This is a genomic window from Nocardia alba NBRC 108234 (genome assembly GCF_001612665.1).
GTDB classification, from domain to species: Bacteria; Actinomycetota; Actinomycetes; order Mycobacteriales; family Mycobacteriaceae; genus Nocardia; species Nocardia alba.
Window position 1 is genome coordinate 75,682 of the sequence record NZ_BDAX01000004.1, and the last position, 21,457, is coordinate 97,138.

The following is a 21,457-nucleotide window of genomic DNA, read 5'->3' on the forward strand; positions in this document are numbered from 1 at the left end:
AGACGGCGGAACGGTGACGCACGACACAATCCACTATTGAAACTGAAGTTAGGCTAACCTTCGTTTTCACCTCGCTCCGCTGGCCTTCTCCAGTCCCAGCGGTCGGTGAGCGTCGGTCGGAGTTGAACGGTGAAGGAGTCTGTTGTGGGTTCGGTGGAACGGGACAGCGTAGGCGCCGAAGATCCCGGATTGCCGCTCACCGGAGCACAATTGGGCATTTGGAACGCCCAGCGCCTCGACCCCGACTCGCTCAGCTACATGGTCGGCGAGGTACTCGAGATCTCGGGACCCGATCCGCTCGACATGACGTCGATGGACACCGCGATCCGGCGCACCATCGCCGACACCGACACCATGCGACTGCGCTTCGCCGACACCGCCGACGGACCACGCCAGCGGATCACCGACGCGGAACCGGAGCTCCGTCCGCTCGTCGATCTCCGCGGCGAAAGCGACCCGATCGCCGCCGCGCACCGGCTGGTCGCGACCGAACGCGAACGCGCCGCCACCTATTGCCGGGCCATGGTCGACCGGCAGCTGTACACCTACACACTGCTGCGCCTCAGCGACAACGAAGTGTGGTGCATCCAGCTCTACCACCACCTGATCATCGACGGCTACAGCGCGGCGATGGTCTCGCGCCGGGTCGCGGCCCACTACACCGCGCTGCGCCGCGGTGGTGAAGTGCCCACCCTGCGCTGGGGTTCGATCGAGACACTCGTCGCCGAGGACCTGGAATACCGTGCCAGCCAGGCGCATCAGCACGACCGCGACTACTGGCGCGATCGGCTCACCCCGCTGCCGCCGCTGGACGGGCGCGGTCGCGCCCCCGAAGGCGTGGTCGAACAGACCCACGAGATCCGTGCCGTTCTCGACGCCGAGCTGATGGCACGCGTCAAGGAGGCGGCCACGGCGGCGGGCATCACCTGGGCCGACGTACTCGTCGCCGGCTATGTGGGCTTCGTGCACCGGTTGCTCGGCGAGACCGATGTGGTCATCGCCCTGCCGGTGATGGCGCGGGTCGGCAAGACTGCCCTCACCACCCCGTCCATGGCGGTCAACGTACTGCCCCTTCGTATTTCGGTGTCCAGCCAGGATCGCCTCGACGAACTCGGTAAACGAGTGGCGGGCGCGCTGCGCGAGGTCCGCGCCCACCAGCGATTCCGCGGCGAGGACCTGGCCCGCGAATTCGGCGGCGCCCAGACCGGCGCGCTGCTGCACGGCATCGGCATCAACCTCAAGGCCTTCGACTTCGCCCTCGACTTCGACGGTGCCACCGGCACGCTGCGCAATGTCGCCGGTGGTCCGCCGGAGGATCTGGGCCTGACGGTCACCCCGCTGTCGCAGGATCGGATTCAGCTCGGCTTCGAGGTCGACGCCCGATCGCTGGACGCGGCCACGGTCCGACGGCGGATGGACGCGCTGGTCACGTTGCTCACCGAACTGGTCGGCGCGGCGGACAAGCCCATCGGCGCGATCGCCATGTACCCGGCCGAGACCGGTGCGAGCACCGGCGAACGGGCCGCGACCGCGCTGGCCGGTACGCCGCAGGACACGGTCGAGATCTTCGATCGAATGGTCGCGGCGCAACCGGACGACGTCGTACTCGTCAGCGGCGCCGACGAACTCACCGCCGCCGAACTGGGAGCACGGGCACACCGGTTGGCACGGTATCTGCGTGGCAGGGGCGTGGGTCCGGAGGACATCGTCGGCATCGCCCTGCCGCGCACCACGGACCTGGTCGTCGCCCTGCTCGCGGTGCGCCACGCCGGGGCGGCCTTCCTGATGCTGGACATCGGGCATCCCGCACAGCGCCTCGCCGACATCGTCGACGACGCCGCACCGGTGCTGATCCTCACCCACGACACCGTGTTCACCGATCGATCGGACACGCTGGTCCGACTCTCGGACAACGGAATTCGGGAAGCGATCGCCGCGCTCCCCGACGGGCCGCTGACTCCGGGCGATCTCGCCGCGCCGCGCTCGCCCGCGCATCTGGCCTACGTCGTGTACACCTCGGGATCCACCGGCAAGCCCAAGGGCGTGCAGATCTCCTGCGGCGCGATGGCCCAGCTGCTGCACCACCACCGATCGACCGTCTACGCCGACACCGCCGCGCGAGTGGGCGGGCGAGGGCTGCGTGTGGCGCACACCTATTCGTTCGCCTTCGACGCCGCGCTGGACCAGCTGCTGTGGCTGTGGTGCGGGCACCGGGTCCACCTGTACGACACCGATATCCAGAAGGACGCGGCCGCGCAGATCGCAGCATTGCGCGCCGATGCCATCGATGTCGTCGACACCACTCCATCGATGGCAACAGCCCTGATCGACAACGGACTGCTCGGCGACGCACATCGGCCGCAGCTGCTGCTGCTCGGCGGTGAGGCGACCCCGCCCGCACTGTGGTCGGTGATCGTCGCGTCGAAGGTGGCCGCGCGCAATATGTACGGCCCGACGGAAGCCACCGTCGACGCGCTCAGCGCGCCGGTCACCGGTGGGCTCCCACACGTCGGCGGCCCACTGCCCGGCACCCGCGCGTATCTGCTCGACGGTGCGCTGCAATGGGTTCCCGACGGTGAGATCGGCGAATTGTATTTGGCGGGGCCACAATTGGCGCGCGGGTACCTCGGCCGCGTCGCGGTGACGGCGGACCGGTTCGTCGCCGATCCGTTCGCGGCGGGCGAGCGCATGTACCGCACCGGCGATCGCGCGCGCTGGCTGCCCGGCCACGGCTACGACTACCTCGGGCGCGCCGACTCCCAGATCAAGGTGCGCGGCTACCGCGTGGAACTGGGTGAGGTCGAGGCCTCGCTCGGCGCGCTGCCCGGCGTGGCCGCCGCGGCCGCCACCATCCGCAAGTCCGGCGACAGCACCCGCTTGGTGGGCTACCTGGTGCCGGAGACGGGCCGCGCCCTCGACGCCGACCAGCTGCGCCACCGATTGACCACACTGGTCCCCGATCATCTGGTGCCCTCGGCGCTGGTGGTGCTCGAGGCCCTGCCGACCACGGTGAACGGCAAACTCGATCGCGCCGCGCTGCCCGCGCCCCAGTTGACCTCGACCGGTCGCCCGCCCCGCACCGAGCAGGAGCGCGCGCTGTGCGGGGTGGTCGCCGAAGTCCTCGGCGTGCCGCGGGTCAACGCCACCGACGACTTCTTCGGACTCGGCGGCGACAGCATCACCGCGATCGGCGTGAGCAGCCGCCTGCGCGCGCTCGGCTGGGAGGTCCAGCCGAAAACCTTGCTGGCCCAACGTGATCTGGCCGCCATCGCCGCGGCGGCACAGGTGACGGACCAGCAGGCCGCCCCGACCCCGGACGAGGCGACCGGCGTCGTGCCGATCCCACCCATGGTGGCCGCGCTGCTCGAAGCGAACACAGGTCGCGGCGCCGTCGCCGGATACGCCCAGTGGACGGCACTGACCCTGCACGAGGATCTCGCGTTCGACCACCTGACCACCGGCCTGCAAACATTGCTCGACCGCCACGATGTCCTGCGTCTGGTGCTCGACGAATCGGACCGGCTGGAAGTCGCGGGACTCGGCACGGTGCGCGCGGCCGACCTGACCCGCGAGCTGCCGTTCGACGAGTCGCGGTCGAGGACCGGAACGTCCGAGCGGGCGGCGACGCCACCGTCGAAGTCTCCCGAGGACGCCCTGATCGAGTCGGTGGCGGCCACACTCGCGGGGGAACTGGATCCCGCCGCAGGTGTTGAACTGCGCGCCGCGTTGGTGCGGACCGCGCCGGGGATGCCCGACCGCTTGGTCCTGGTGGCCAATCACGTGGTGGTGGACGGGGTTTCCTGGCGAATCCTGGTACCCGAACTGTACGAGGCGTGTGCGGCCGCGCGGGACGCGCGACCGGTGCGACTGTCCGCGAAAGGCAGTTCCTGGCGGCGATACGCCACCCTGCTCGCCGAGGCCGGGGCAGCGGGCGATCATCGCCGGGAACTGGCGCACTGGGAACGCGCGCTCGGTGACGACACTGTCGCCACACTGGGCGAACGGGCTCTCGACCATGCCGAGGACTTGGTCGAGAGTGCCGAACAGACAAGAACTTTCGCAGCACCGGAGATCTCCGAGGCGCTGCTCACCACCTTGCCCGCCGCCTATCGGGCCAAGACCGACGAGGTGCTGCTCGCGGCACTCATGCTGGCGCTCAACGCGTGGCGACTCGAACGCGGCGAAGCGCTCGAACCGGGCAGGCCGGTCACCGTCGAGGGGCACGGGCGCGAAGCCCTGCGCGCCGATACCGATTTCGCCGGCACCATCGGCTGGTTCACCAGCGAGTTCCCGGTCTGGACTCCCGCGACCGGCATCGAGGACCAGGCCGGGCTGTCCGAGGCGCTGGCGGGCGGCGCGGCGGCCGGCCGGCTGCTGCGCGCGGTCAAGGAGGCCAAGCGCGCGGTCCCCGGCAACGGCGTCGGTTACGGCGTGCTGCGCAGGCTCGACCCGGAGACCGCACCGCGGTTCGCGCGACGCCGTGCCCCGGAGGTGCTGCTGAACTACCTCGGCCGCTTCGGCGGCGGTGGCGCCCCCGGCTGGAGTCTGCCCGAACACGACGCGTTCGCGGTGATCGAACCTCCGGAAAAGGCACTCACGGAGGTGCTTTCGCTCAACGTCTTCGTCCACGAGCCCACCCCCGCGCAGCCGGGTACCGCCCGGCTGGCCATGGAGTGGACCGCGGCGAGCCGGATTCTCGACGCGCACCAGGTCGCGCGGATCCAGCGGCACTTCGAACTCGCGCTGGAGGCATTCGCCGCACACGCGATGCTGTTTCCCGGTGGCCTCACACCCTCGGACTCCCCCGGCCTGCCCGTCACGCAGGAGATCATCGACGCGCTGGAGTCCGCGCACGGCCCGCTGGCCGAGCTACTGCCGCTGTCGCCGCTGCAGGAAGGGCTGCTGTTCCACGCGATTCGCGATGGCGCCGACGATGTCTACACCCTGAGCGCCCGCGTCGACCTGCACGGACCGGTGGACGGTCCACGCCTGTCGGCGGCTTTCGACACCGTCGTGGGCAGGCACCCCACCATGGCCGCCGCCTTCCACTACGAGGGCCTCGACCAGCCGGTCCAGGCGGTTCCCCGGGCGGTCGGCATGCCGTGGCGTGAGATCGACCTGTCCGGATTGCCGCTGCGTGCCGCGCGGGCCGCCGCCGACCGATTGGAAACCGAAGCGACCCGGCACCGGTTCGCGGTGGACCGGTCGCCGATGTTGCGCGCCACCCTGATTCACATGCCCGACGCGGCGCACCGGCTGGTTCTCAACACCCATCACCTGGTGATCGACGGCTGGTCGACGCCGATCGTGCTGCGCGAGGTGCTCGCCACCTATCACGGCGACGAACTGCCCTCGGCCGCGTCCTACAGCGACTATCTGGCGTGGATCGGCACCCGTGACCGCGCGGCCGTCCGCGCGGCATGGGCGCGACGACTGCACGGCCTCGACGCGCCGACGCTGGTCCGCACCGAGACCTCGCGCGACCGTGAATTCCGGCAGTGGCAGGTTCCGCTGCCGGAATCGCTGGCCACCGCGCTGGCCGAGCTCGGCCGTCGGCGCGGCCTGACGATGAACACCCTGGTGCAGGGCACCTGGGCACTGGTGCTCGCCGCGCTCACCGGACGCACCGACGTCGTGTTCGGCGCGACCGTCTCCGGCCGACCGGCGGAGCTGCCCGGGGTAGCGGGCATCGTCGGCTTGTTCGCCAATACCGTGCCAGTGCGCTGTGCCTTCGAGCCGGAGCGAGCGCTGCTCGAGCAGTGGGCGCAGTTGCAGCAGAACCAGTTCGAGATGCAGGAGTTCGACTACGCGGGACTGGCCGAGATCGAGCGGATCGCCGGTCTCGGCACCCTGTTCGACACACTGGTGGCGTTCGAGAACTTCCCGAATTCCGGCCCAGGACAGCCTGATTCGCACGAATTGCGACGCGGCGAGTTCCACAATCACGGCAACACGCACTATCCGATGACCTTGATCGCCCCGCCGGGCGAGCAGCTGGAACTGGTGATCTGGTACGACCGCGCCGCCGTCCACGACACCACGCTGGCCCGGATCGGCGATCGGATCGGCGCGATCCTGACCGCCGTCACGACTGCCACCGAGCCCACCCCCGCACAGTTCCTCGAGCCCCTCGTCGCCGAATCGGCGATCTCCCGCACCCGGCTCACCGTCGCCGAACAGCCGGACCCGACGGGACGGACCCTGGCCGACTGGGGCACGCCCGTCGATCCGACGGCGCCCGCCATCACCGCCGAGGGCGTCACGATCGATTTCGGGGAGTTCGACTCCAGGGTGAATCGCCTGGCCAGGTGGCTCGTCTCGCGCGGCGTCGGACCCGAAACCGTGGTGGCCGTCGCCATGCCACGCACCATCGACTCGGTCGTCACCGCGCACGCCATCTGCCGCGCCGGTGGCGTGTACCTGCCGGTGGACCCGCAGCAACCCGTGCAACGGGTCGAACAGATCTTCGACACCGCCGCTCCCGCCCTGGTGCTGCGCTCGCTCGACGACGTGGACACCACCGGACTCGACGACGGCGCGCTCGCCGACACCGACCGGCTCGCGCCGCTGCGCCCCGCCAACACCGCCTGCCTGCTGTTCACCTCGGGCTCCACAGGTGTGCCCAAGGGCGTGAGCCTGTCGCACGCCGCGATCATCTCCACGTTCGAATGGCTGCACCGCGAAACCCGATTCGGCCGCGGCGACACGATGCTCTTCCGCACCCCACCGATCTTCGACGCCTCGCTCATGGAGATGTTCCTGCCGCTGCACGTGGGCGCTCGGATCGTGCTGACCCGGCCCGGCGGTCACCGCGACCCCTACTATCAGGCGCGCCTCATGAGCGCGGAGCGGGTGACCGCGATGTGGATGACGACGTCCATGCTGACCGTGCTCGCCGAGGAGGCCGACCTTTCCGGGTGCGCGGATCTGCGCGTGGTCCTCACCGGGGGTGAGGTGCTGCCGCCCGCGACGGCCCACCGCATGCGCGCGCTGACCGGCACCGCCGTCTACAACTTCTACGGTCCCACCGAGGCCGCCATCGGTTTCACCTTCCACGAGACCGTCGACGCCGACACCGCCTCGGTGCCGGTCGGCGCACCCGCCGACGCCATCCGCATCCTCGACGACCAGCTGCGACCGGTCTCCGACGGCACCATCGGCGAGCTCTACATGACCGGCGTCCGGCTCTCCCGTGGTTATCTGGCCCGGCCCGACCTGAGCGCCGCCGCCTTCGTCGCCGACCCACACGGCACGGGCGAAAGGATGTACCGCACCGGTGATCTGGTGAAACTGAATCCGCACGGCGAACTCGACTACGTCGGCCGCACCGACAGCCAGGTGAAACTGCGCGGCCAGCGGATCGAGCTGGGCGATATCGAGTCCGCCCTGCGCGCCTGCGCCGGTGTGAGCAACGCGGTGGTGCTGTTGCGCGAGGACACCCCGGGCGATCAGCGCCTGGTCGCCTATCTCATCGCCGAGTCCGCGACCGTGCTCGACATCGACACGGTGCGTGAACAGCTACGAATGGCGTTGCCCGCGTACATGATCCCCGCCGCGTTCGTCGAGCTCGATCACATTCCGCGCACCGCGACCGAGAAGATCGCCCGCCGAGAGCTGCCCGCGCCGGGTGACAGTGTCGCTGATCGCGTCCGAACACCTTCCGCGACAGCGGCCGGCGAGCAAGCGCGGGTCACGGATTCCGGACTGCTCGACACGGTCCGGCAGGCCATGGCAGCGGTGCTTTCGCTCGACGAGATCGGCGCGGACGAGGACTTCTTCGACCGAGGCGGGCACTCGTTGCTCGCGGTGCGACTGGTCGGCCGTCTGACCCGCGGCGAACTGCCGGTGGTCCTCGACGACGTGTTCGCCGCCCCCACCCCGCGCGCGCTGGCGGGCCTGATCGGCGCCGTCGATCCCAGCGCGCCTCGCCCCACCGACGGCCTCGCCAGCTTGGGCAGCCGCCTGGACCCGGTGCTGGAACTGCGTGCCGAGGGGTCGGTCCCGCCGCTGTTCTGCATCCACCAGATCGGTGGCACCGCATGGAAATACGCCCCGCTGGCCCGGCTGCTGCGGGCCGAACGACCGATCATCGGCCTGCAGATGCCCCAGCTCACCGAGCCGGGAAAACAGACTCGCACGCTCGACGAACTGGCCCGGTTCTACCTCGACGCCGTCCGCCGTATCCAGCCGCACGGCCCCTACCATCTACTCGGCTACTCACTCGGCGGCAACCTCGCCCACGCGATGGCCGCCATCCTGGAAACCGAGGGCGAACAGGTCGGCTACGTGGGGCTGCTCGACTCGCACCCACTGTCGAACCTGACCGATCGTGCCGCCGCAACCCTGGCCGACCCGTCCGGCATGGACGCGCTGCTACCCGAAATCGCGGAATACGCGCCGGAATTGGCGGCCGTGGTCCGCAATGCCGCGACCGAGCTGCTGCGCATGGTCACCCAGTCCGAATCCCCGCGCTACAGCGGCCCGATGGCCCTGTACTGCGCCGACGCGGGCGACGAACCCGAACGCGTGCACGCCCAGCTGACCGGCTGGAAAGCGGCGGGCGCGCAGCTGGTGATCCGACGGCTGCCGTACTCGCACAACGACATCGCGATGCCCACCGGCTGGACCGAAGTCGCGGCGCTGCTCGATGTGGATCCAGCGATCCGCACCTGAACCTCCCGTAGAAGAAAGAGAAAGAGGAACAAGTTCCATGTCAGTTCACAGCATGACGGCACGTATGCGTGCCGCCGTCGGACTCCTGATCGTCGCGGTGGCCGCGACGGCAGCGGGCTGCGGCAGCTCGACCGCCGACGAGGCGCCCGACACCGGCACCCGCCAGGTGGAGACCGCCAAGGGCCTGGTCACCGTGCCGGCCAGCCCCCAGCGCATCGTGGTTCTCAACGGCGCTCTCGCCGGATACCTCTTCGATCTCGACGCCAAGGTCAAGGCCGCGGATCCGCGTATTCTCGGCCTCACGCTGAAGCCCGGCGAGTTCTCGCCGTCGTGGTCGGCGGATGCCAAGAAGCAGGGCACCGAGGCCGTGCCCTCCGGTGACGACCTGAACCTGGAGTTCATCGCCGCCCAGCGACCGGACCTGATCATCGGCGGCGGACCGGGCTTCCCCGGCCTGCAGTCGATCAAGGCCTACGACAAGCTCACCGCCATCGCCCCGACCGCGCTCGTGCCCTCGGATGCCACCAGCTGGCAGGACCTGTTGAAGTCGGTGGCCACCATCGTGAACCGCGCCGACAAGGTCGACCCGATGATCACCTCCTACAACGACAAAGTCGCGAAGGTGAAAGCCAAGCTGAAGCTGCCGCAGGGCGCGGCAGCCGTGATGCAGTCCCAGTCGGACGGCAAGCCGATCATGCTGCTGCCCAACACCCCGCTCGGCGGACTGCTGACCGCGGTCGGCTTCACCATGGACGACAAGATCGAGCAGAAGGCGGGCAACCCGCCCCGTACCGCGGCGGCCGACTTCGTGACCTTCAGCCCCGAGCTGCTGAGCACTGTCGCCGATGCTCCGGTGCTGTTCGTGATCAAGCTCGACGGCGGTCGTGACATCGCCGGTCTGAAGCAGGACCCGGCGCTGTCCCTGCTGCCCGCGTTCCAGAAGAACCAGGCCTACGAGCTGCCCGCGGACACCAAGCGCCCGGATTACCGGGTGGCCATGGCGACCCTCGACCTGTTGGCGGAGCGCTTCAAGTGATAGCCGTCGGCGGCCTGCTGATCGATACCTCGCCCCTGCGCGCCAGCCGGGAATTCCGTAATGCCTTCGCGGCCAGGCTCGTCTCGGTCCTCGGTATCGGATTGCTCATGGTGGCTCTGCCCGTGCAGATCTATCAAGCCACCGGATCGTCCCTGCATGTCGCCGGCGTCACCACCGTCACCGCGATCGCCCTGTTCGCCGGAAGTCTGGCGGGCGGGGTGGTCGCGGACCGGTACGACCGGCGCGATGTCATCCAATGGGCGCGTACCGCAGCCGGTTTCGGCTTCCTCGCACTCGGCGTGAACGCGCTGCTACCGCATCCGTCGCTGGTCGTCATCTACGCCGCCGGTCTCGTCGACGGTCTGGCGGGCGGGGTCAGCGGCTCCGCGCTCATGGCGCTCATCCCCATGCTCGTCGGCCGGGAGAAGGTGGCCGCCGCCGGTGCGCTGACCTCGCTCACCACCGATCTCGGCACCATGATCACACCGGCGATCGCCGGCCTGCTGATCGCGAAAACCGGCGTGGCACTGCCATTCTTTCTCTGTGCGGGCGCGACCGTGGCCACCGTGGGGCTGATCCGCTCCATCGGGCCGCAGCCGCCGCCCGTCCGGGACATCGCCCATCCGTTGCGCGAGCTGGCCATCGGCATCTCGTTCGCGGCGCGGCACCGGGTCATCCGCGCGGCGCTGCTCACCGGCGCCGTGGCCATGATGGTGAGCGGCCCGCTGGTCCTGCTGCCCGCGTTCGCCGGCGCCGAGCTCGGCGCGGGGGAAACCACGCTCGGACTGCTCTACGCCGCACCGGGCGCGGGCGCGGTACTCGGTTCGCTCACCAGCGGGTGGATCGGCCGCAGCCGACGCCCCGGCCTGGCGCTGCTGATCTCGTTGGCGCTCATGCCGATCGGGGTCATCGCCGCCGGACTCGCACCGCACGCCGCGCTGGCCTTCCTCGGCCTGGCCGGATTCGGCTTGGCCCGGGCACTGAACATGGTGCTGCGCTACGCGATCCTGCAGCGGGAATCGCCCGAGGAACTGCGCGGGCGCCTGTCCGGTCTGCTCATGGTGCAGTCGGTCGCGGGCACCGCGGTCGGTTCCATGGTGGCCGGCGTGGTCGGCCAATTCTTCACGCCGGGAACCGCCCTGGTGGTGTACGGGCTGTCGGTCCTGCTCCTCGTCGCGTTGACAACGATCGCCGCCGCGCCGCTGTTGGGCAGGAAGCAGCCTGACACGGCGGACTCGATCGACGAGCAGCCCAAGTCCTAGGTCGCGGTGGCCCGCAGGCTCTCATCGCGGTCATCGGCACGGGCCGCCGCGACGGCGGGGGTGATCGACGTCGGGATCTTCGGGAACGCGTGGGCGTGGTGGCGCCCGATCCAGGTCAGCAGCTCCTCGCGGACCGCGCAGCGCAGCGTCCACGCGTCGTCGGCATCGGCGGCCGACATCGTCGCACGCACGACGATGTCGGTCGGCGTGCTGTCGGTGACCAGCAGGTTCCAGTTGCGGCCGTCCCATTCCCGGCACTCACGCAGGTAGGTGTGCAGGTGCTCGCGCAACGCGGGCACCGGGGTGCTGTGGTCGAGGTGCAGCAGCACGATGCCGGTAACCTGCGAACCGCCCCGTGACCAGTTCTCGTAGGGCTTGCTGTTGAAGTAGGACACCGGCATGGTGAGCCTGCGGTCGTCCCAGATCCGCACGGTCAGGAACGTCAGGGTGATCTCCTCGACGGTCCCCCACTCCCCCTCCACGACAACGGTATCGCCGATCTTGACCGAGTCGCCGAAGGCGATCTGCAAACCGGCCATGAGATTGCTCAATGTCGACTGGGCCGCGACGCCGACGATGATGCCGATCACGCCCGCCGAGGCCAGCATCGAGGTACCGAGGGTCCGCAGACTCGGGAACAGCAGCATGATGGCCACCGCGGCGGTGGTGACCACCAGCACCGAGGTGACGATGCGGCGCACGAGTCCGAGCTGGGTGCGCAACTGGCGCACGCGCGAAATCTCGCTGGCGCGTTGGGCATAGCGGCCCAGCAGGCCTTCGGCGACCACATCGGTGGCCCGGATGACCAACCACACCGCGGCGATGATGGCCGCCGTCGCCAGGAAGTTCCGGATCACCACATCCTGGCGCAGATCGAGCTCGGCGAGCGGGTAGACCCCGTGCAAGGTGACCGCGCCGACCAGCACTTGAAGCGGGAGCTGCAGCCGCCGCAGCGAAGCCAGATTCACGCCGGTACTGCGTCGCGCCGCGTAGCGCAGTACCCGGTCCACCAGCACACCCACCGAAACCGTGATCGCCGCCGTGCCGAGCAGCACGATGATCGGCCTGAGTATCTCCTCCACGAGATCGAACTCCTCTCGTTGTCGGGTCACATCAGCTGCGGCATACCCACACCCGATTCCGTCAGACATGACCGTCTGATGGAGAAACGACACGAGGCTCCGCTGTCCTCGACGGACAGCGGAGCCTCGTGCGGATGTATTCGGTTGTCTTACAGCGCCTTCAGTTCCTCGGTGACCGCACCGACGGACTTCTTCGCGTCGCCGAACAGCATCGAGGTGTGATCGGCGTAGAACAGCGGGTTGTCGATACCGGCGAAACCGGAGTTCATCGAGCGCTTGAGCACGATGACGCTCTTGGCCTGGTCCACATTGAGCACCGGCATGCCGTAGATCGGGCTGGATTTGTCGTCGCGGGCCGCCGGGTTGGTGACGTCGTTGGCGCCGATGACCAGAACCACATCGGTACGGTTGAACTCGCCGTTGATGTCGTCCATTTCCTTCATCGCGTCGTAGGACACCTCGGCCTCGGCCAGCAGCACGTTCATGTGACCGGGCATGCGACCGGCGACCGGGTGGATCGCGTACTTGACCTCGACGCCCTTGCCCTCGAGCAGCAACGCCATCTCCTTGACCGCGTGCTGAGCCTGCGCCACGGCCATGCCGTAGCCCGGGACCACGATCACCTGGTTGGCGTAGGCCATCTGGATCGCGGCATCGGCGGCCGAGGTCGCCTTCGCGGTCTTGGCCTCGCCGTCGCCCGAACCCGCGACCGCGCCGCCGAAGCCACCGGCCACGATCGCGGGGATGGAGCGGTTCATGGCCTTGGCCATCAGGTTGGTGAGGATGGTGCCCGAAGCGCCGACGATCATGCCCGCGACGATCATCGCGGTGTTGTTCAGCGCCAGACCCGCGGCCGCGGCCGACAGGCCGGTCAGCGCGTTGAGCAGCGAGATGACGACCGGCATGTCCGCGCCACCGATGGGCAGCACGACCATCAGGCCGAGCACACCGGCGAGCACGAGCAGGCCGATCATCCACAGCTGCGAGACGCCACCGTTGTCGGCGCCGAGGCCGATCACCACGGCGCACACGATGGCGCCGACGAGCAGGATCAGGTTCAGCGGCTGCTGCAGACGACCGACGCTGATCGGCTTGCCGGACAGCAGTTCCTGCAGCTTCGCGAAGGCGATGATCGAGCCCCAGAAGGAGACCGAGCCGATCACCGCGGCGAACAGCGAGCCGATGATGATGTGGATGGTCGGCTCTTCGTGCAGCTGCGAAAAGCCCGCGCTGTCGACGAACTCGGCCCACGCGATCAACGCGACGGTGCCACCACCGACACCGTTGAACGCCGCGACCAGCTGCGGCATCTCGGTCATCTTGGTGCGGATGGCGGGCGGAACACCCAGTGCCACACCGACGATCAGACCCGCGGCGATGAGAATCCAGTTGAGCATGGCGGCGTGGCGCACCGAGATCAAGGTGGCGACCACCGCGATAGCCATACCGACCGCGGCGATCTGGTTACCGCGCACGGCCGTCTTCGGGCCGGTGAGACCCATCAGGCCGTAGATGAACATGGAGAAGGCCACGATGTAGAGGCCGTTGACCAGGTAGGTCATATTATCGACTGCGTGCATCACTCGGCCGCCTTCTTCTTACCCTTGAACATGCCGAGCATGCGGTCGGTGACCACGAAGCCACCGATGACGTTCAGTGTTCCGAACACCACGGCGACGAACAGGATCACCTGCACCAGCAGCGAGGGGTCCTTCACATTGCCCAGGGTCACCAGCGCGCCGAGCACGACGATGCCGTGAATGGCGTTGGTGCCCGACATCAGCGGGGTGTGCAGGGTGTTGGGGACCTTGGAGATCACCGCGAAGCCGACGAAACCCGACAGCACGAGAATCGCGATATTGGCGAGAAGTTCGGTGTACATCAGGCTTCCACCTCACGAGTGACACAGGAATCCGCCAGGACCTGATCGTCGAAGTCCGGGGCGAGCTTGCCGTCGACCAGCATCAGTTCCAGCAGGGCCGAGATGTTCTTGGAGTACAGCTCGGAAGCGTGCTCGGGCATCGTGGCAGGCAGGTTCAGCGGCGAGGCGATGGTCACCTCGTGCTTGACCACGACCTCGCCGGGCTCGGTGAGCTCACAGTTGCCGCCGGTCTCACCGGCCAGGTCGACGATCACGCTGCCGGGCTTCATGCCCTCGACAGCGCCTGCGGTGACCAGGCGCGGTGCGGGGCGACCCGGCACCAGCGCGGTGGTGATCACGACATCGAAACCCTTGATGGCGTCTTCGAGCGCCTTCTGCTGCTGTGCCTTCTCCTCGTCGGTGAGTTCGCGGGCGTACCCGCCCTCACCGGCCGCGTCGATGCCGAGATCCAGCCACTGCGCACCGACCGAGCGCACCTGATCGGCGACCTCGGGACGCACGTCGTAACCGGTGGTCCGCCCGCCGAGACGCTTGGCGGTGGCCAGCGCCTGCAGACCGGCGACACCGACACCGAGCACCAGCACGGTGGCCGGCTTCACGGTGCCCGCGGCGGTGGTCAGCATCGGGAAGAACCGGGTCGACTCCGACGCGGCGAGCAGCACGGCCTTGTAACCGGCCACGTTCGCCTGCGAGGAGAGGGCATCCATCACCTGGGCGCGCGAGATACGCGGAATCGCCTCGACCGCGAAAGCCTGCACACCGGCGGAGCGCAGCGCCCCGATCTGGTTCTCGGCATTGCGCGGGGCAAGGAAACCGATCAGGGTCTGCCCGGAGGACAGCTTGCCCACCTCGGCATCGCTGGGCGGGGCGACCTTGACGACGACCTCGGCCGACCATGGGTCACCGATGGTCGCGCCGGCCGCTACATAGGCAGCGTCGGGAATGAGAGCGCCGAGGCCTGCACCGGCTTCCACGATCACCTCGACACCCTGCTTGGACAGGGTTGGGATGATTTTGGGCACCAATGCGACTCGCCGCTCGCCCTGGCCGGACTCGCGAACGACTCCGACACGCGCTCCGCGCGGCGAACCCTCGCCCACGTTTTGCGTTGTCTCCACTAGTCAGACTTCCTTTTCGTGCTGGCTTCGAGCCTGGGAACAACGGGGCAGCCGAAGTTACCTGTGAGTAAGTCCGACTGAAATCCTGGCAACTGTACTCGGCTCGCGGTGAGCCTAGCCGAGATGCTCGTCACAACGGAGAACTGGACTGACGACCACAAAACGGACACCTCGGCACTCGTCAACCGTGACAACGAAGTCCCGACCCGGCGGACACCGGTCGGCGCCCGCACCGGGATTCGTCGCCGCAGGTGAGAAAGACGAGAGCGCACATCCGGATCGGTCGCCTACTCGACGGCGGACTCCCGGCCCGGCACCCGCGCATCCGGCCAACGTGATGCGCGTCATGGTAGTGGCCTGTTCGGGCTGTTGCGCGACCCAGGTCACACCGTAGGGTCGAGGCCGTGAACGACTGCGTCTTCTGTCTGATCGTGGCGGGTGCCGCACCGGCGACCATGGTCTACTCCGATGACGCGGTCTGCGCGTTCCTCGATATCCGCCCCATCACCCGTGGTCACACCCTGATCGTTCCCAAGGTCCACGCGACCGAACTCGACGATCTCGATCCCGACCTCGGCGCCAGGGTGTTCCGCACCGGCCACCGCCTGGCCCGTGCGCTGCGCCGCAGCGGGCTCGCGAGCGACGGAGCCAATCTCATCCTCAACGACGGCACCGCCGCGTTCCAGACCGTCGGCCACGTCCACCTGCACGTGGTCCCCCGCAAACACGGTGACAAACTCACCTTCGCCAAGGGTTTCCTCTTGCGTCGCCCGCACGAACCGAATTCGACCGCAGCGGCGATCCGCGCCGGCCTCACCGCGCTCGACCAGAGCGAAGCAGAAGGAGCACAGGGATGACCGAGACGCCGGGGCGCGAACAACTCACCGACCTACTCGCGCAGCAGTGGGAAGCTATCGCGCTGCTGGTCACCGATCTCGACGAGAAGGCATGGCGCCGAACATCTCCGCTGCCCGGTTGGACCCTGTTCGACGTGGTCGCGCACGTGGTCGGCACCGAGTCGTGGTTGCTCGGCGAGACGCCGCCGCCACACGATCCCCTACGCCCCAAGACCGATGTGCGAACCCTGCCGCACGTGCGCAACGAAGTGGCCGTGCTCAACGAGATCTGGGTCGACCGGTTGCGCCCGCTGTCGGGCAAGCGGCTGCTCGCGCTGTTCGACGAGACCACCGAGCGTCGTCGGGCCGCACTGGCCGCCATGGACGACGACGCCTGGCAGGCTGCCACCGTCTCGCCGGTGGGGCAGGTCCCCTACGGTCGGTTCATGCGCGTGCGGTTGTTCGATTGCTGGATGCACGAACTCGACCTCGCCGACGGGATCGGGCGCAGCGTGTCCGAGGGCGGAGCGCGGGCCGAAACGGCGTTCACCGAGCTGACCCTCGGGCTCGGCCGCGCGGTGGTGAAAGGCGCCAAGGCACCGGATGGTTCGCTGATCACGCTGGACCTGACCGGCCCGGTGACCAGGCAGGTGCATCTGTCGGTCGCCGGTGGGCGCGGGTCGGTTCTCGACGAGGCCGCCGACGAGCCGACCACGGTGATTCGCGTGGACTCCGGGCTCTTCGCGCGGCTGCGCGGTGGGCGCACCACCGCCGACCGGCACCCCGGCGAGGTGGTGGTCGAGGGCGATACCGCGCTCGGTGAGCGGCTCGTGCGGAACCTGGCGTTCACCATCTGATGCGACTTTTCCTGGCGTCGTACAGGTTCGGTGGTTTCGCCGATCGGCTCGTAGGGCTCGTCGGTGCGCCGGGACGGGTGGCGGTGATCCCGAACGCGTGTGACGCGTGGCCCGACGCCTGGTCATCGGCGGTGATGAGCGATGTGAAACCGCTGGAGCGGCAGGGTTATTCGCCGGACGTACTGGATCTGCGCGACTACGTCGGCCAACCGGATCGGCTGGAGCGCCACCTGCGCGGATTCCCGATGGTCTGGGTACGCGGCGGCAATACCTTCGTGCTGCGCGCCCAATTCGCCCGCAGCGGAGCCGATTCCGTACTGCCCGCGCTGGTGCGGGCGAACGCGCTGGTCTACGCGGGCTACAGCGCGGGAGCGTGTCTGCTCGGACCCGATCTGCGCGGACTGGAAACCATGGACGACCCCGCCGAAGTGCTGCCCGCCACGGGCATCGAACCACAGTGGGACGGACTGGGTTTGGTGGATCGGCGCCTGGTGGTACACCTGGACTCCCCCACCGACCCCGACGGCGACTCCGCCGCGATGCTGGCCCACTGCGTCGCCGACGCCATCCCGCACTGGGCGCTCACCGACAACGACGTCGTCCTGGTGGACGGCGATCGCACCGAGGTCCTACGGGGCTGACTCCGTGGCAGCGACCGGCGCGGGTGCGCGACCGAAGACGATCCAGCGCATCGCGCAGTACATGTATACGGCCTCGCAACCGCCCGCGAGCAGCCTGGCCAGGTGGTATTCCAGGCCGAGCGCGGTGAGACCAGAGCCGACGCCGAGAATGAACGCCAGGTAGTTCACCACCACCACGACCACATACACCGCGGCCTGCTTGCCCATCGGCGCGTGGGAGTGGAAATTGAAGGTGCGGTTGAGCAGGAAGCTGAGCCCGAACGCGACGATGTAGGCGAGGGTGATCGACAGCCAGACAGGCAGGCCGAAACCACCGTGCAGCAGGGTGAGCAACAGCAGGTCGACACCGAAGGTGAAGCTGTTGATCAGCGCGAAACCGAGAAACGTCGCGGGTACGTACCGCTCGAGCCCCCACGGCAGCCGGGCGACGACCGCCTCGCACCAACGGGTGAATCGGTCGGCCACCGAGTCGGTGACGCTCGCCTGATGCTGCACGCGGCCAGCCTGCCAGCGGCAGATGAAGACAGGGTGAGCAATCGGCAAACGGGCGCGTCAGGGACCGACAGCCGCGATCGGACGCGTGTCGAAGGTGGTCCACGCGGCCAGGCAACGGCGGCGGGTGAACTCGTCGGCTTCGGCGAGGAGCGCGTCGCGCAGCACACGCGGATCGGCGGCCCAGCGTTCGGTGATCTCGGCGATCGCGCGCACCCCGAATACACCGGTCGCTTCGAGCGCGCGTGTCCATTCGCCGTGCGCGCCGCTGTACACCCGTTCCATCGCGTCGGCGTCGATGCCCGCGTCGGCGAACTCGGCGGCCAGCAGGGCGACGACCAATTCGCGGCGATCCTGCGGTTCCCTCATCATCCGGTCCTCCTTGCGGTAGCGGTGCGGCGCGGGCGGCGGCGCGTAGTTGATGCGCGGAGCGCACCGGTGGAGCGGAACTCGAAACGCACGGGGCAGCGCGGTAATTCACCCTCGATCCACCCCGTAGGAGCATTCTGACGGATTGGACGGCGTATACACCAATGGGGCGCGCCAGATCACAGTCATGCGGAAACTCACTTGTTTCGCAGCACACGGGGACGAACTTGCCGCGGCCGGTAAGGCGGGCGGGTTAGCGTGGGCGCGTGGACGAGCGCAGCATTGACCTCGATTCGTTGATTTCGGGCTTGTCGGACGGGGCGGTCGTCATCGATCCGGATCTGCTGGCGGGCTATCGGCAGGACTGGGCGCGCGATCCCGACGCGGGCACGCCGCTGGCCGTGGTGCGGGCGCGCGGTACCGCCGATGTCGCCGCCACACTGCGCTGGGCACACGCCAACAGGGTTCCGGTCGTGCCGCGTGGGGCCGGATCGGGCCTGTCCGGCGGGGCGAGCGCGGTGGACGGCGCGATCGTGCTCAGCACCGAGTTGATGCGAGAGATCAGCGTCGACGCGGTGACCCGGATCGCGGTGACCCAGCCCGGGCTGCTCAACGCGGAGGTGAAGCGGGCCGTCGCGGAGGTCGGGCTGTGGTATCCGCCCGATCCGTCCTCGTTCGAGATCTGCTCGATCGGCGGCAACGCGGCAACCAACGCGGGCGGGCTGTGCTGCGTGAAGTACGGCGTGACCACCGACTATGTGCTCGGCATGGAGGTGGTGCTGGCCGACGGGACCGTGGTGCGACTCGGCGGACCACGCCTCAAGGACTCGGCCGGGCTGTCGCTGACGAAACTGTTCGTGGGCAGCGAGGGCACGCTCGGCGTCATCACCGAACTCACCCTGCGACTACTGCCCGCACAGCCACCGCAGTCGACCGTCGTGGCGAGTTTCGGCTCGCTCGCCGCCGCGACCGACGCGATCCTGGCGATCACCTCGACCCTGCGTCCCGCCATGCTCGAATTCATGGACACCGTCGCGATCAACGCCGTCGAGGACGAGATGCGCATGGGGTTGGACCGCACCGCCGCCGCCCTGCTGGTCGCCCGCTCCGACGCCCCCGGCGAATTCGCCGGGCACGAAGCGCAAGTGATGGTGGGGCTGTGCGAGAAAGCCGGGGCGACAGAGGTTTTCCACACCGCTGATCCCACCGAAGGTGAAGCCTTCACCGCCGCGAGACGATTCGCGATCCCGGCCGTGGAAAAGATCGGGCCGCTGCTGCTCGAAGATGTCGGCGTGCCGCTGCCCCGCCTCGGCGACCTGATCGCCGGCGTCACCGCGATCGGCGAACGCAACGACGTGCTCGTCTCGGTCATCGCGCACGCGGGCGACGGCAACACCCACCCGCTGATCGTGCACGACCCCACCGACCCCGACAACGTCGCCCGCGCCCACCGCGCCTTCGGCGAGATCATGGACCTGGCCATCGCCCTCGGCGGCACCATCACCGGCGAACACGGCGTCGGCCGCTTGAAAAAGGCCTGGCTGCCCGACCAGGTCGGCCCCGAGGTGATGGCGCTGACCCGGCGCATCAAAGACGCGCTCGACCCCACCGGCATCCTGAACCCCGGCGCCGTTCTCTAGTCGTCCGCGAGCCGCTTCCTACGGTGATGCGATCATGGGCGAATGCTTCAGATGCTGTCGGTCGGCGCCGTACTCGGGCTGTTCCATTGGCTGCTGTATCGGCGGCTGGCGGTCGCCACCGGCCTGAACCTCGCGTGTCGCCGGATCGCCGGAGGTATCCTCGTGGCGCTGTGGGCTTGCGCCGTCACCGCGGTCGGGGCGGGAAACGTCTACTCGCCGCGCCCGATTCGGCCGGTCGTGTGGATCGGCGAGGTCTGGACCGCGGTGCTGTTCTATCTGGCGCTCGGGCTCATCGTCATCGGGCTGATGCTGGCGGTGGCGCGGCTGACGAAATACTCGGGGCGGCGCGTATTGCTGCAAGTCTCGTCCGCGGGGTTGGTGGTCGCGGCGCTGGGCACAGTGGCCTACGGCGTAATGGAGGCCGACCGGTTGCGGGTCGTCGAGACCGACCTCACGCTGGCGGGACTGCCACAGTCCTTCGACGGACTCCGGGTGGCGGTCGTCGCCGATATCCATGTGGGGGCAGCACGCGGTGCGGAGTTCTCACAGCGGGTGGTCGACCTGGTCAACGAGCAACAACCCGATGTCATCGTGCTGCCGGGTGACCTCCTCGACGGTTCGGTCGAATTCGTCGGGCCCGATATCGATCCGATCGCCGGCCTGCGCGCGAAGTACGGAAAGTTCGTGGTCGCGGGCAATCACGAGGGCTATGTGAATCGCCCCGACAACTGGCTCGACTACTACGAGAGCCTTGGCATGACCACTTTGCGCAACAGTCACCAGCCGCTGACCATCGGTGACGCGACCATCGACATCGCCGGCGTGTACGACTTCGCCGCCGACGACCCGAGCCCCGATGTGCAAGCGGCCCTTGGCGGTCAGGATGCGGGCAGGTTCACGATCCTGCTCGCGCACCAACCCTTGCAGGGCGCCGACGCCAGTGAACGTGGCGTCGATCTGCAACTGTCCGGCCACACCCATGGCGGCCAGATGTGGCCACTGATGTACCCGGTGAAGTGGATCAACGGGACCGTCTCCGGAGTCAGCCACGTCGGCGAGATGCCGATGTACACCACCCGCGGCATCGGCGCGTGGGGGCCGCCGGTCCGCGTCGGCGCACCGCCCGAGATCAGCATCGTGACGCTGCGAACGAAGTAGCGACCCGGCCCAGCCGGGGAACACCGCGCCCGGCCGCCGAGTTACCATCCGATATGACCACCAGGCTCGAGCACAACGTCGACGACACCCGCTACGAGATCTACCACGACGACGTCCTCGCGGGCTACGCCGACTACGCCGAACGCGAAGACCCCAAGGTCCGCGACTTCCACCACACCATGACCTTCCCCGAATTCCGAGGCCGCGGCGTGGCAGCCGAAGTCGTGAAATACGGCCTCGACGACTCCCGAGACCACGGCTACCAGATCATCCCCACCTGCTGGTACGTAGAGAAGTACATCGCCGAAAACCCCGAATACGCCGACCTCGTCCCGTAATTCGGCACGCTCGTCGAGTTTGCGCGAGTCGCTCGGGCCCCACAAAGCAATCGACCGGGCGCTCCGACCGCCC

General features: G+C 68.6%; 15 protein-coding genes. 9 read left to right on the forward strand and 6 right to left on the reverse strand.

Features of this window, described 5'->3' with window-relative positions; all coding sequences use genetic code 11:
* The first annotated feature begins 144 nt into the window (after nucleotides 1-144).
* Genes NA12_RS07720 through entS form a run of 3 tightly spaced genes read left to right on the forward strand, consistent with a single transcriptional unit; the run spans nucleotide 145 to nucleotide 10,971 of the window.
* Nucleotides 145-8,673 carry a non-ribosomal peptide synthetase gene (locus tag NA12_RS07720; RefSeq protein WP_067447818.1) on the forward strand — a complete coding sequence of 2,843 codons (8,529 nt, stop codon included), beginning with the start codon at nucleotides 145-147 and terminating at the stop codon, nucleotides 8,671-8,673.
* Between the two features lie 37 nt (nucleotides 8,674-8,710).
* Nucleotides 8,711-9,709, forward strand: a complete 999-nt coding sequence (locus tag NA12_RS07725) for an ABC transporter substrate-binding protein (protein WP_067447820.1) — start codon at nucleotides 8,711-8,713, stop codon at nucleotides 9,707-9,709.
* The gene (gene entS, locus NA12_RS07730) at nucleotides 9,706-10,971 is read left to right on the forward strand and encodes an enterobactin transporter EntS (protein ID WP_067447822.1); all 1,266 of its coding nucleotides are present in this window, start codon (nucleotides 9,706-9,708) and stop codon (nucleotides 10,969-10,971) included. Before NA12_RS07725 ends, entS begins: the two co-directional genes overlap by 4 nt.
* On the opposite strand, the gene NA12_RS07735 is transcribed toward entS, so the two are convergent.
* The 4 genes from NA12_RS07735 to NA12_RS07750 all read right to left on the reverse strand — a co-directional run bounded on the left by NA12_RS07735 (nucleotide 10,968) and on the right by NA12_RS07750 (nucleotide 15,053).
* Nucleotides 10,968-12,053 (reverse strand): mechanosensitive ion channel family protein, encoded by a 1,086-nt coding sequence (locus NA12_RS07735; protein WP_067447824.1) that lies wholly within the window; start codon nucleotides 12,051-12,053, stop codon nucleotides 10,968-10,970. The two genes, entS and NA12_RS07735, sit on opposite strands and share 4 nt — an antisense overlap.
* 149 nt (nucleotides 12,054-12,202) lie before the next feature.
* Nucleotides 12,203-13,615, reverse strand: a complete 1,413-nt coding sequence (locus NA12_RS07740; RefSeq protein WP_067447826.1) for an NAD(P)(+) transhydrogenase (Re/Si-specific) subunit beta — start codon at nucleotides 13,613-13,615, stop codon at nucleotides 12,203-12,205.
* A gap of 17 nt (nucleotides 13,616-13,632) precedes the next feature.
* Nucleotides 13,633-13,935: an NAD(P) transhydrogenase subunit alpha part 2 gene (locus tag NA12_RS07745; RefSeq protein WP_056818017.1), complete on the reverse strand. Its 303-nt coding sequence runs from the start codon at nucleotides 13,933-13,935 to the stop codon at nucleotides 13,633-13,635.
* Nucleotides 13,935-15,053 carry a Re/Si-specific NAD(P)(+) transhydrogenase subunit alpha gene (locus NA12_RS07750; protein ID WP_067447828.1) on the reverse strand — a complete coding sequence of 373 codons (1,119 nt, stop codon included), beginning with the start codon at nucleotides 15,051-15,053 and terminating at the stop codon, nucleotides 13,935-13,937. The genes NA12_RS07745 and NA12_RS07750 overlap by 1 nt, the downstream gene beginning before the upstream one ends.
* A gap of 404 nt (nucleotides 15,054-15,457) precedes the next feature.
* On the opposite strand from NA12_RS07750, the gene NA12_RS07755 reads away from it, so the two are divergent.
* From NA12_RS07755 to NA12_RS07765, 3 genes are read left to right on the forward strand one after another with little or no spacing between them, the layout of a single operon-like run.
* Nucleotides 15,458-15,910: an HIT family protein gene (locus NA12_RS07755; RefSeq protein WP_067447830.1), complete on the forward strand. Its 453-nt coding sequence runs from the start codon at nucleotides 15,458-15,460 to the stop codon at nucleotides 15,908-15,910.
* Nucleotides 15,907-16,746 (forward strand): maleylpyruvate isomerase N-terminal domain-containing protein, encoded by an 840-nt coding sequence (locus NA12_RS07760; protein ID WP_067447832.1) that lies wholly within the window; start codon nucleotides 15,907-15,909, stop codon nucleotides 16,744-16,746. Before NA12_RS07755 ends, NA12_RS07760 begins: the two co-directional genes overlap by 4 nt.
* On the forward strand, nucleotides 16,746-17,387 hold the full coding sequence (locus NA12_RS07765) for a Type 1 glutamine amidotransferase-like domain-containing protein (protein ID WP_067447834.1): 642 nt from the start codon (nucleotides 16,746-16,748) through the stop codon (nucleotides 17,385-17,387). Before NA12_RS07760 ends, NA12_RS07765 begins: the two co-directional genes overlap by 1 nt.
* Here the strand turns inward: NA12_RS07765 and NA12_RS07770 are convergent.
* Complete coding sequence (locus NA12_RS07770; protein WP_067447836.1) at nucleotides 17,376-17,882, reverse strand: GtrA family protein; 507 nt, start codon at nucleotides 17,880-17,882, stop codon at nucleotides 17,376-17,378. The genes NA12_RS07765 and NA12_RS07770 overlap by 12 nt on opposite strands.
* A 57-nt stretch (nucleotides 17,883-17,939) precedes the next feature.
* A complete protein-coding gene (locus NA12_RS07775) occupies nucleotides 17,940-18,251 on the reverse strand; it encodes a hypothetical protein (RefSeq protein ID WP_067447838.1) in 312 nt (103 codons plus the stop codon).
* A gap of 263 nt (nucleotides 18,252-18,514) precedes the next feature.
* On the opposite strand from NA12_RS07775, the gene NA12_RS07780 reads away from it, so the two are divergent.
* The 3 genes from NA12_RS07780 to NA12_RS07790 are packed head-to-tail and all read left to right on the forward strand — an operon-like array spanning nucleotide 18,515 to nucleotide 21,384.
* The gene (locus NA12_RS07780; RefSeq protein WP_243655060.1) at nucleotides 18,515-19,888 is read left to right on the forward strand and encodes an FAD-binding oxidoreductase; all 1,374 of its coding nucleotides are present in this window, start codon (nucleotides 18,515-18,517) and stop codon (nucleotides 19,886-19,888) included.
* A gap of 42 nt (nucleotides 19,889-19,930) precedes the next feature.
* A complete protein-coding gene (locus tag NA12_RS07785) occupies nucleotides 19,931-21,046 on the forward strand; it encodes a metallophosphoesterase (protein WP_067447840.1) in 1,116 nt (371 codons plus the stop codon).
* 53 nt (nucleotides 21,047-21,099) lie between these two features.
* The gene (locus NA12_RS07790; RefSeq protein ID WP_067447843.1) at nucleotides 21,100-21,384 is read left to right on the forward strand and encodes a GNAT family N-acetyltransferase; all 285 of its coding nucleotides are present in this window, start codon (nucleotides 21,100-21,102) and stop codon (nucleotides 21,382-21,384) included.
* Nucleotides 21,385-21,457: the final 73 nt, after the last annotated feature.

What these genes read in the sequence shown, in the direction of transcription:
- NA12_RS07725 (WP_067447820.1), top strand. Translation starts at nt 8,711, where the DNA reads ATGTCAGTTCACAGCATGACGGCACGTATGCGTGCCGCCGTCGGACTC.
- NA12_RS07740 (WP_067447826.1), bottom strand. Translation starts at nt 13,615, where the DNA reads ATGACCTACCTGGTCAACGGCCTCTACATCGTGGCCTTCTCCATGTTC.
- NA12_RS07745 (WP_056818017.1), bottom strand. Translation starts at nt 13,935, where the DNA reads ATGTACACCGAACTTCTCGCCAATATCGCGATTCTCGTGCTGTCGGGT.
- NA12_RS07760 (WP_067447832.1), top strand. Translation starts at nt 15,907, where the DNA reads ATGACCGAGACGCCGGGGCGCGAACAACTCACCGACCTACTCGCGCAG.
- NA12_RS07765 (WP_067447834.1), top strand. Translation starts at nt 16,746, where the DNA reads ATGCGACTTTTCCTGGCGTCGTACAGGTTCGGTGGTTTCGCCGATCGG.
- NA12_RS07775 (WP_067447838.1), bottom strand. Translation starts at nt 18,251, where the DNA reads ATGATGAGGGAACCGCAGGATCGCCGCGAATTGGTCGTCGCCCTGCTG.
- NA12_RS07785 (WP_067447840.1), top strand. Translation starts at nt 19,931, where the DNA reads ATGCTTCAGATGCTGTCGGTCGGCGCCGTACTCGGGCTGTTCCATTGG.
- NA12_RS07790 (WP_067447843.1), top strand. Translation starts at nt 21,100, where the DNA reads ATGACCACCAGGCTCGAGCACAACGTCGACGACACCCGCTACGAGATC.